Source organism: Thalassospira mesophila, from assembly GCF_002115755.1.
GTDB classification, from domain to species: Bacteria; Pseudomonadota; Alphaproteobacteria; order Rhodospirillales; family Thalassospiraceae; genus Thalassospira; species Thalassospira mesophila.
Window position 1 is genome coordinate 197,347 of sequence record NZ_JFKA01000007.1, and the last position, 10,842, is coordinate 208,188.

At 53.5% G+C, this 10,842-nt stretch carries 7 protein-coding genes; 4 read left to right on the forward strand and 3 right to left on the reverse strand.

What is annotated here, in order from left to right; genetic code table 11:
* The first annotated feature begins 9 nt into the window (after window positions 1-9).
* The gene (locus tag TMES_RS15835) at window positions 10-735 is read left to right on the forward strand and encodes a phosphatase PAP2 family protein (protein WP_211275933.1); all 726 of its coding nucleotides are present in this window, start codon (window positions 10-12) and stop codon (window positions 733-735) included.
* Window positions 736-890: 155 nt separating this feature from the next.
* Here TMES_RS15835 and TMES_RS15840 read toward each other — a convergent pair whose 3' ends face one another.
* Complete coding sequence (locus TMES_RS15840; protein WP_085584308.1) at window positions 891-1,571, reverse strand: response regulator; 681 nt, start codon at window positions 1,569-1,571, stop codon at window positions 891-893.
* Between the two features lie 364 nt (window positions 1,572-1,935).
* Between TMES_RS15840 and pepN the strand changes: the two genes are divergently transcribed.
* On the forward strand, window positions 1,936-4,560 hold the full coding sequence (pepN, locus tag TMES_RS15845; protein ID WP_085584260.1) for an aminopeptidase N: 2,625 nt from the start codon (window positions 1,936-1,938) through the stop codon (window positions 4,558-4,560).
* A gap of 96 nt (window positions 4,561-4,656) precedes the next feature.
* Here pepN and TMES_RS15850 read toward each other — a convergent pair whose 3' ends face one another.
* Window positions 4,657-6,825, reverse strand: a complete 2,169-nt coding sequence (locus TMES_RS15850; RefSeq protein WP_085584310.1) for a methyl-accepting chemotaxis protein — start codon at window positions 6,823-6,825, stop codon at window positions 4,657-4,659.
* A gap of 951 nt (window positions 6,826-7,776) precedes the next feature.
* On the opposite strand from TMES_RS15850, the gene TMES_RS15855 reads away from it, so the two are divergent.
* On the forward strand, window positions 7,777-8,715 hold the full coding sequence (locus TMES_RS15855; protein ID WP_085584262.1) for an SPOR domain-containing protein: 939 nt from the start codon (window positions 7,777-7,779) through the stop codon (window positions 8,713-8,715).
* Window positions 8,716-8,921: 206 nt separating this feature from the next.
* Window positions 8,922-9,572, forward strand: a complete 651-nt coding sequence (gene upp, locus TMES_RS15860) for a uracil phosphoribosyltransferase (protein ID WP_085584264.1) — start codon at window positions 8,922-8,924, stop codon at window positions 9,570-9,572.
* Window positions 9,573-9,664: 92 nt separating this feature from the next.
* Here upp and TMES_RS15865 read toward each other — a convergent pair whose 3' ends face one another.
* Window positions 9,665-10,126 (reverse strand): hypothetical protein, encoded by a 462-nt coding sequence (locus TMES_RS15865; protein WP_245835480.1) that lies wholly within the window; start codon window positions 10,124-10,126, stop codon window positions 9,665-9,667.
* Between the last annotated feature and the right edge of the window lie 716 nt (window positions 10,127-10,842).

Sequence of the window (10,842 nt, forward strand, 5' to 3'; positions counted from 1 at the left end):
ATGCCGTCTTTGCGTAAAATTGCCCGAAACATGTGCGATACCATTCGCCGGAAAACCCCGTTTGAACCGCAAATACTGGCCTGTATCGCTGCGATTGCCGGGTTTTTATTGCTGTTTGGCAAACTGGTTGAGGATGTTTTCAATCAGGAAAGCGGGGCGTTCGACAAGGCGATCCTGCTTTTTATGCGCAATGGCAATGATTTGTCGCAGCCGATTGGGCCTGCGTGGTTGTTAGGCGTTGTGCGCGACATTACCGCGTTGGGGGGCGTTGCCGTCTTAACGCTGTTTACATTAATTGTGGTGGCTTATTTGCTGGTCGCGGGCCATCGCCGGGCGGCATTGCTGGTGGTGCTGTCGGTCGGGTTGGGGGCCGTGTTTGAAGAGCTTTTGAAAATCGGCTTTGACCGTGCCCGGCCAGACATTGTGCCGCATCTGGTAACCGTGCATTCGCTGAGCTTTCCCAGCGCCCATGCCATGCTTTCCGCCATTACCTATTTAACATTGGGGACATTGGTGGCGCGCACAGAAAAGCAACGGCGAGTGCGTGTGTTTGTGATGGCGGTTGGCGTTTTCATGACATTGTTTATCGGTTTAAGCCGCCTTTATCTCGGCGTCCACTGGCCGACTGATGTTTTGGCGGGATGGACACTTGGCGCGGCTTGGGTGCTGTTGTTTTGGCTGTTGTCGCGTTCGCAGTCCCCGCCGTCCGAGCAAGCCGACCAGAAGCTATCCTGAAAACGGCCTGTCGCCGTTCGGGTGTCTCTGGCGCGGCGGCGCGCGCCTGCGCTGCCCGGGGGCGGTTAACACGGGCATTGCCGGGCGATGATGATTTTATGTTGCAGCGATTGTTTGCTTGCGCGCGGCTGCACTGAACCAGCCGCAAAAGCATTTCAGGCGTCCAGTGCGGGTTCCTGTAATAGCAGTTCGCGCGCCACAATGACCGCCTGGGTGCGGCTATGAACCGATAATTTGCGCAAAATGGCCGAAACATGGGCCTTGATAGTGGCTTCGGTAACATCAAGTTCATAGGCGATTTGCTTGTTCAGCTTGCCCTCGGTCAGCATGTTTAAAACGCGCAATTGTTGCGGGGTTAACTGGCTTATTTTGGCCGCGATGTCTGTGTTGGCGTCTTTTTCCGGTGAATTTTCAATCGCGTCACGGGCCCAGTCGGGCATCCACATTTCACCATCCAGCACCGCGCGCATGGCCGCGCCAATTTGTTCAACCGGCGATGATTTGGGCACAAAAGCAGCGGCACCATATTCAATGGCGCGGCGCACAACCGGCATATCCTGACTGGCAGAAACGATGGTTACGGGAATATCGGGGTAAGAGGCGCGCAGGGTAAACAGGCCGGTAAAGCCGTTCATGCCGGGCATGTGCAAATCCAGCAATACCAGATCAATGTCACGGCCTTGCTTGCGGCAATCCTCAATCGTGGCAATGGCCCCGCCAAGGCTGCCAGCTTCATGGATGGTAATATCGGTTAGTTCGGATGAAACAGCATGCGACAGGGCACCCCGCATAAGCGGATGGTCGTCTGCAATCAGGATGTGAAAACCGGTTGTCATAGGCGAACGATCCCCAGAAACAGTAAAAATAAAACCGTGCCGCGGGCTCACCCACAATTGGTTCATTGCGCTTTCGCGTCACTTTCTGTCCTGCAGGGTTCTTGTTTTTGGGTGCGACACCGGAAAGGAGTGAGGGAAACCAAAGAACACCTTCGCCCCACGAATGTGAAACTTCGGCCCCCCTCGCGCCACCATTTATGATTATGACGTGTAATTGCCGCCACGTAAACTCTGCATTTGTGGGTATGCGCAATCCGCGCTATTTGTGGGGGCGAAACAGTTGCAATCGTATTGGGCCGCGCATGTTGATTGCGGTGCGTGATCTGCGCTAACAATGCGAAAGAACAAGGAAAAGGACCATTTCATGTCAGAACAGCCCCAAGTGATTCGCCGCGAGGATTATACCGCGCCGGCTTTTTTGATCGAAACCGTAGAACTGGTTTTTGACCTTGATCGCGAGGCGACAACCGTGACATCGCGGCTTTCGTTTAAAGCGAATCCAGATCGCGCCACGGGTGCCGGGGACCAGGTGGTGCTGGACGGCGAGGACATGAAATTATTGTCGGTTGCCATTGATGGCACAGCGCTGGCCGCAAGCGACTATCAGGTTGATGCGACGTCGCTGAAATTCAACGCCCCGTCTGATCAGTTTGTTGTTGAAATTCAAACCCGTATCTCGCCGGTTAACAATACCCGCCTTGAAGGCCTGTATGTATCGCAAAGTGCCTATTGCACCCAGTGCGAAGCCGAAGGGTTCCGCCGGATTACCTATTTTCAGGACCGGCCCGATGTGATGGCAACCTACCGTGTCACCATCAACGCACCCAGGGATAGCTGCCCGGTTTTGCTATCTAACGGTAATCTGGTTTCCAGCACGGATCTGGACGATGGCCGCCATCAGGCCGTGTGGGATGACCCGTTTCCCAAGCCCTGTTATCTGTTTGCGCTGGTTGCCGGTGATCTTGCCTGTGTTGAAGACAGCTTTAACACCATGACCGGGCGCGATGTTGCCCTGCGCATTTTTGTCGAACATGGCAATGAAGACAGCTGCGATTACGCGATGGATTCGCTTAAACGCGCCATGAAATGGGACGAAGACGTTTATGGTCTGGAATATGATCTCGACCTGTTTAACATCGTTGCCGTGTCGGATTTCAATATGGGCGCGATGGAAAACAAAAGCCTGAATGTTTTTAACGCCAAATACATTCTCGCCAAATCCGATACCGCGACCGATACCGATTTTGAACTGATTGAATCGATTGTCGCCCACGAATATTTCCATAACTGGTCGGGCAACCGTGTGACCTGCCGTGACTGGTTCCAGTTGTCGTTAAAAGAAGGGCTGACGGTTTTCCGCGATCAGGAATTTTCGTCTGACGAACGCTCCCGTCCGGTGCAGCGCATAAAAGATGTTCAGCGCCTGCGTGCCGGGCAGTTCCCCGAAGATGGCGGCCCGCTGGCCCACCCCGTGCGGCCCGACAGCTATATGGAAATCAACAATTTTTATACTGCCACGGTCTATCAAAAAGGTGCCGAGGTCATCCGTATGATGCACACCTTGCTGGGCACCAAGGGCTATCGCAAGGGTATCGACCTTTATTTTGAACGCCATGACGGGCAGGCGGTGACGTGTGATGATTTTGTCCGCGCCATGGAAGACGCCAATGGGGTTAATTTCGACCAGTTCCGGTTGTGGTATTCGCAATCGGGCACGCCTAATCTGGTGTGGAATGGCGAATATGATGCCAAACAACAGACCTATCGTCTGACCATCGAACAGAAAACCGAACCGACACCGGGCCAGGTGATCAAGTCTGATTTGCAAATGCCGATCAAGATTGGTTTGCTGGGCCGCGACGGGGACGAGCTTTTGGCGCAAACCATCGATCTGACGCTGGGCAAGCAGGAATTCCTGTTTGAGGATATTGCGCAAGAACCGGTTGTTTCGTTTAATCGCGATTTTTCAGCTCCGGTTAATGTCGGCACCACGCCGTCGCATGACGATTTGGCATTTTTGATGGGCAACGACACCGATGCCTTTAACCGTTGGGAAGCAGGCCAGAAATACGCCTCTGATTTGCTGATTAACGCGGTCAAGGCTTTTGGCCAGTCGGGCAATGCCGATGAAGCCCTTGGCGATGTGGATGCGTTTTGTAATGCCCTGCGCGCGACACTGACCAATGACGACCTCGACAAGGCGTTTCGCGCCCAAGCAATGATCCTGCCTGGTGAAGCCATGTTGTCGGAACAACTGCAACCGGCAGACCCCGAAGCGATTTATCAGGTGCGTCAGGCGATGCGCCGCAAAATTGGCTTGTCGTTGCAAGACGAATTTGAAGCAGCCTATCGCAACAACGCCTCGAACGATGCCTATAGCCCCGATGCCACCTCCGCCGGGCAACGCGCGCTGCGCTCTGTTGCCTTGTCTTATCTCGCGGCTACCGGCGAAAGCGTGTTTGTTGATCTGGCATTGGAGCAATACCGCACAGCCGATAACATGACCGACCGCATGACGGCCCTGATGGTTCTAAACGATCAGGATCACCCGGGACGCGACGAAGCCTTGGCCGATTTTGAAAGCCGCTTTGCCAGCAATACCGTTGTGATTGATAAATGGTTCTCGCTTCAGGCGATGTCCTCGCGCACCGATACGCTGGCACAGGTCAAAAAGCTGATGGATCACCCGGCCTTTACCATGCGCAACCCCAACAAGGTGCGTGCGCTGGTCGGGGCGTTTGCCATGGCCAATCAGCGCAATTTCCATGTCGCAGACGGCAGCGGGTACAGGTTTTATGCTGATCGTTTGATGGAACTTGATGACCTTAACCCGCAGGTCGCTGCCCGTTTGGCGGCACCATTGGGCAAATGGCGCAAGTTTGACGAGGGCAGGGCGGCAAAAATGAAGGCCGAGTTAAACCGCATTCTGGCCAAGGAAAACCTGTCGCGCGATCTTTATGAAATCGCCAGCAAATCCGTTGCGGAATAAGCGATTGTTGGCCTGAAGGGCAGGCCATTCCCAAATATAAAAGCGGAGCCGACAGGATCGGCTCCGCTTTGTTTTTTGATCAGAAGGCCGGAAGGTTTAGTCGCCGATTTTCACCCGCGAGCTAAAGGCGGCCATCCGGTCTGACAGGCTCTTTGCCATTTGCGAAAGTTCATGGCTGGCGCTGTTAAGGTCATAGGCAGTTTTGCCGGTATTTTGCGCCCCGCCATTCACAAACCGGATCATTTCATCCATCGTTCCCGCACCCTGTGCGATGCGCTGAACGTTTTCCGAAATTTCACTGGTGGCACGGCGTTGTTCATCAACCGAACTGGTAATGGTGTTTTGAATGTCATTAACCTGATGAATAACTTCGCCAACCGTGCTGATCGAGCGGGCGGCTTTTTTCACTTCGGTTTGAATGGCACCGGTCAGATCGCCAATTTTGCCCGTGGCATTTGCCGTTTGATCGGCCAGCGATTTTACCTCGTTGGCGACCACGGCAAAACCCTTGCCCAATTCACCGGCACGCTCAGCCTCGATTGTGGCATTAAGCGACAGCAATTTGGTGCGATGGGCAATGTCGTTAATCAGATCAATAATCGATCCGATTTCCGAACTGGCATTTTCCAGCGATACGATATTGCGTTGCGATTCCTCGGCTTCCGAACGCGCACGTTCCGTCACCGAACTTGCATCGCCTGCCTGGCGGTTAATCTCGGCAATCGAGGATGAAAGTTCCTCAACCGCCGTTGCCACATTTTGGGTGTTGCTGGCTGCATCGCGCGATACATCAAGTGCCGTGCCCGACTGGGTAATGGTTTCTTCTGACTGATGGGTCAGGTTTTTTGCCAGCTCCAGCAGCATTTCAGACTGTTGGGTGACCGAACGGGCAACGTTTTCCACCTCGATCACCAGTTCCTGAATGGCAATGCGGCTTTCTTCGCGTTCGGTTACATTGTTCCAGGCCAGCATGGTGCCAACAAGTTCGTCATCCTTGTCGCGTACCGGTGCGGCCAGAACATCGAGATGGTCCTTTCCCGACTGCAAGACAGATTCAAACGGCAAATTGTCGGGGTTGCGCAATTTGCGTTGAAAGTCCGGCCCCAGGGCAAGGAAGTCCTCTTTGACATCATTGGTATCCCCGCCAAGATATTGTTTGGCGCTGGCATTCAGATAGGTCAAATCGCCTTTGGGTGACATCAGCGCGGTCATGGTTGGCGTATTTTCGACCATGTTTTGCAAGATCATGGCCTGACGTACAGATTCACGCAATTGCACCAGGGCTTTGCGCATTTCGCCAATTTCATCATTGCCAACCTTGGGCAAACGAACACTGGTATCGCCTTCGGCAATCGATGTCATGGCGCGGGCAAAGCCGCGCAAGTTCCGAAATACCGTCAGGCGTAACAACAACCAGCCCGCAACCCAGCCGACAGCCAAAACCGCGACCAGAAGCTCAACCGACAAATTGCGAAGTTCACCGGTGCGGGCATAAAAATCGGTAATGTCGCGGGTAAATGTTGCCTTGGCCCACTGGCCACCCCGACCATTGCCAATATTTACATCGACAGATGCCCGCTGATGCGTTTTCTGGTCATTTTCTGTTTCGTTATTTTGTGCGGCATCGGTGTCGGTTTGGGCATCTGCCGGGGCCGTGTCTTCGGTTTCTCCGTCATTTTCCAGGCTTTCAAACAGAACCTGTCCGTCATTGCCAATAATCCGGAAATCGCCGCCCAACACAGTTCCCATGCCTTGCAAAATCGGCAGCGGGTCGGTGACAACTTCCAGAAAGCCAACGGCCTTGAAGCCGCCAATTGGCAAGATCATGCTGAAAACCGGGCGGCCGTCGCTCATATGCCAGATATAGGAAACTGCTTTGCGGGCTTCTGCCTTGTCGCGTGATTTCAGCATCTCGCTTAAGGCAGGGTCATCGGCAACACTTTCGCCACTACCACCGTCTGAGGCGGCAACTTTGTTAAAGTTGCTGTCATAGGCGATTGTTTCAATCAGGTTGATCTCCCCTTGTGTCACCTGACTGGCATTGGAAAAGAATGTAAGTTCCGTTTTAATGTTGTCGACATTGTTGTCCTGTAGCGCCTTAACCAGCCGTGTCGTGCGTGACCAGTCATTGGTTACAGGGGTGATTCGGTTCGCGTAGTCATTAATGACCCGTGATCGAACGAAAAAATTCACCGTGCTGCTGACCGAATTGTTCAGCGTTTCAACGGCAAAATTGCGGTAATTGTCGCCAGTCCACAACAGCATCCACGCCACTGCACCCGACAATAAAAGGCCAATTACCAAGAGGATACGGCGCAATGTAAATATGCTTGCGCTCTTGCTCCCCGCAGCCGTATTCACGGCCTTGACTCCCTTCATCCAACACCCTCCTCAGTCACTTGGATTTTTATATCTGTATTAATTGTGACCTCCCGTTGCGCCCTTCTGGACGCATTTCAAACAATCCAAGCAGAGCTGACACATAAAGACAACAGTTCTGACGTTTCTTGCGTAATTTTCCCGATAGGCTGGAAAGCCCGCTAAGCCGCGCGAATGCGATTGTTTGAGGTTTATAAAACTGTCATGCACGTATTAGGTGTTTGCGGCAAATTCGGCTGGGTTAGGGGGAGATTAAAAATAATTGCGAATGTGTGTGATAATCGTTTGCAATTATAATCCGGGTTGGTTATGACTGTCCTTGTCACTGGCCAACGGGACATCCGTTGGTGACACGGCTTCCAGACAACATGGCGTATCTGGAAGTCCTTCTTCGGGAACTCTCTCCCCGAAGGTCGATCTCTCTCACTCGAGGGGCTGGCATCCGGATCTTTGTGCGGGACAAAGCCGGGCTCAATGCCAGCCCTTATTTTTTGCCATATTCAGGTTTATGTTTGGTTTTATGCTGCGAATTTTGGCGAATTCGTCGGCATTTAAGTGTTTTTTAAACCGCCTTGCGGTTAGAAATACGCTTAGCCGCGGTTTTATCGCTGGCCGGACACGACATGAATTTGAACAAGGCGCAAAAAAGTGGCCGAGAATGAACCCGAACATTCCAGTAAAGATTCAGACGGGCGGCCGCCAAAGGCGCCATTGCCAGCCTTTTTCTACGGGCAGGGTAAACAACATTCCGGGTCACAAGGTGCAAGGCCGCTTTCGGCCCCGCAGGACCACGCTTCGTTACCGCCATATTCTACCATTAACAGGACAATAGCAGACATGGATCGCAAAACATTGTTGGGGCTTATAACCGGGGCCTGCATGCTGGGCCTGGTACTGTTTTTTGGCGGTATGCTGGTGGGGGCCGGTTTGTTCATGGGGCCTGATGCGCCCCAAACCAGCGAAAATGCCGCCGGGAACGGGCAAATGGAACTGCTGGCGCAAAATTCGGCGCCGCGTGTTCAAACCGACATTACCCCGAAAAACCTGGAACAAACCGACCCGATGGCCGGTGCTGGTGGGGCTGCCGAGCAAAATGCTCCCACGGGCGATATGCCATCAATGGCGGCACCGCGGGGCGAGGCCGCGCAAGGCGTCGACCCGGTCGGGGATCTGATTGCCGAGAAAAGTACCAGCGAAACGGATGGCGATACTGACGTCAACGTTCCCGATGTTCCCGATATGGGCGATATGCAGCCCCCTCAAAAGGGCACGACCGATACGGCTGCGGGTACTGACAACAGTGGCGCTGCGACGACCCCTGCCACGACCTCGAACCCGACCCCGCAAAACACAAAAGCCGGTCCCGCCAAACCGGCGGCACCGGAAATACGCAAGGATTCCAAACCGCCCAAACCCGCAAGCCAGACCGACACAGCAGCCAAAACACCCACCCCCGCCAAACCCGCTGCCAGCGAAACAGCGGCATCTGCGGCCCTTCATCGTGAACCGGGAAGCAAGAATATGCCCTATTCAATTCAGGTTGGTGCGTTCAAGGTTGATGCCAATGCCCGTCAGCGGGCAGAAGAATTGCGCAAAAAGGGCCTGGAAGTTGCCGTGGTTGAGCGCGGCAGTAACGATGGTGCCTGGTATTATGTGCGGGTCGGTGCGTATCCTGATGCCACAACGGCGCGAACCGGGGCCGAAAAAGTTAAAAAAGACACCGGGATTGATGGCTTTCCCGTCCGCGCCGAGCCAAATGATAAAACAATCGACTGATCTGGCATGTGCCGGACATTTTTATCTTGTCTGACAAAGCAAACGCCGGTGATTGACATCGGCGTTTGCATTTTACGGGGAATATGCGGCATGCTGGCGCAACAGTTGGGCCAACGGGCTTGCCTTCGCGGGGCAAACCCTTTAGGGGACACTCCATTAAATTTCGGCGCAGCGTAGCAGTGTAATTGAGGATGGCTGGCAGTATCATGAGCAATCAAAACGAATTTCCCAATCTTCACATTCTCGAACATCCGCTGATCCAGCATAAGCTGACGCATATGCGCAAGGTCGACACATCGACCAAAACCTTTCGCCAGCTTCTGCGTGAAATCGCCTTGTTGATGGGGTATGAAATCACCCGCGAATTGCCAGTCAGCTACGAGGAAATCCAGACCCCGATCTGCAAAATGAATGCACCGATGATCCACGGGCGCAAACTGGCTGTCGTGCCGATTTTGCGCGCCGGGCTGGGCATGGCCGATGGTCTGATCGAACTCATGCCTTCGGCCCGGATTGGCCATATCGGTATGTATCGCGATCCCGAAACCCACCTGCCGATCGAATATCTGGTGAAGTTGCCCGAAGTCGAAGGCCGGACCTTTATTCTGGTCGACCCGATGCTGGCCACCGGTAATTCGGCTGTTGCGGCTGTGGATGTCTTGAACAAATACGGTGTCAAGGATTGCGATATTCGCTTTATGGCGCTGGTTGCCGCCCCTGAAGGCGTGCGCGTTTTTCAAAAAGCCCATCCCGATGTCCCGGTCTATACCGCGGGTCTTGATGAAAAACTCAACGAAAAGGCCTATATCGTGCCGGGCCTTGGCGATGCGGGCGACCGCCTGTTTGGAACGCGCTGACGTTCAAACCGTCAACACAACAAAGGGCCACTTTCCCGAATGTGGAAAGTGGCCCTTTTTGTCTCATCTGGTCGGCGATGGCGTATCGCGGTTTATCCCTTGGGGGATACCGTAATATCAACGGTCGATCCGCTAAACGATCCGCCGGTCAGCTTGATGGTGGCAACCCGGCTTTCGCGGTCATAAACCAGTACGCTCACATCGGCACGCACCACCGTGACCTTGCTCCAGCCAAAATTGGGCATTTCGCGTTCGTAAAAATCATACATCTGCGCCGGGGTGCCGCGCGAATTTAACGCCAGCCGCCCGGTCCAGGCATCTGAAGCCCCGAAAATGATGCTGCGATCCATATCCACGGTCGAATTGGACGGCATCGGAATGTCGGTGAATTTGTTGAATGATGGCGATGCGGCTGATCCGCCATTGCTGCTGTCCTGGCTACTGGTCGCCTTGGCCGAGGAACCAGATGCCATATGTGACAGGTTCTCGCATCCGCCTAATACCAGCGAAGCCACCAACGCCACACTATATATGCCATGTCGTAATTTGATCATGTTTTCCTGTTCCTCATCCCAATCGGCATACTCTAACACCTTGCATAATCAAGTTGTCGGGTAAAATAAAGGTTCACAATCGCTAAATTCAGTCTTTTTCAGACATATCCGCCGTATTGCAGCATTTTTTATAAGGCAAACACCTTAACCGGCATGATCTTGCCTTTATGTCTTTGGCGACATGATATGGCGCAAAGCGGTTAAACCAGGCCGCATCCATTGCTGATTGTATGCAAATAGCCGTCATATCAACACTGCTTTATGGGGTGGCGCCCTGAAATGGCGGCGTTTTTTGCTCTGTCCGTGTGTGGGCTGCATCGGGGTTTGGGGTGGTTATCAACTGTCGGTCACTCATCGGGCCGGGCTATGCGTAAGGGTTGATTGATGCGGTTTGCTAAGTAGTTGATTTATCTTGTTTTTGAGAAAAAACGCCACAAACGTGATTTTTTCTACAAAAAGGTGTTTACAGGTTGGCGATAGGTGCCTATAACCCGCCTCCACCGACGGGGTGCGGCGCTGGTTACTAGGGCGACGCGGACTGGCCGGGACGAGGTTTTCCCTCGAAGTTCTTTGACATTGTTGATCAGTAGGAAGGGATGCGCGGGCGGCGTTATGGCGCTACAGTCTGTGCATCCTGGAGACGACGGACCTTTTGGTTTGTTGGGGCTTTGGCTTCAACTGATTAACTGGTTTGTGGTAACCACCAAAAATGTGCA

Bases quoted from the DNA above. Each gene is read 5' to 3' on its own strand.
- TMES_RS15840 (WP_085584308.1), bottom strand. From the start codon at position 1,571: ATGACAACCGGTTTTCACATCCTGATTGCAGACGACCATCCGCTTATG.
- TMES_RS15850 (WP_085584310.1), bottom strand. From the start codon at position 6,825: ATGCTGTTGTGGACTGGCGACAATTACCGCAATTTTGCCGTTGAAACG.
- pepN (WP_085584260.1), top strand. From the start codon at position 1,936: ATGTCAGAACAGCCCCAAGTGATTCGCCGCGAGGATTATACCGCGCCG.
- upp (WP_085584264.1), top strand. From the start codon at position 8,922: ATGAGCAATCAAAACGAATTTCCCAATCTTCACATTCTCGAACATCCG.
- TMES_RS15855 (WP_085584262.1), top strand. From the start codon at position 7,777: ATGGATCGCAAAACATTGTTGGGGCTTATAACCGGGGCCTGCATGCTG.
- TMES_RS15865 (WP_245835480.1), bottom strand. From the start codon at position 10,126: ATGATCAAATTACGACATGGCATATATAGTGTGGCGTTGGTGGCTTCG.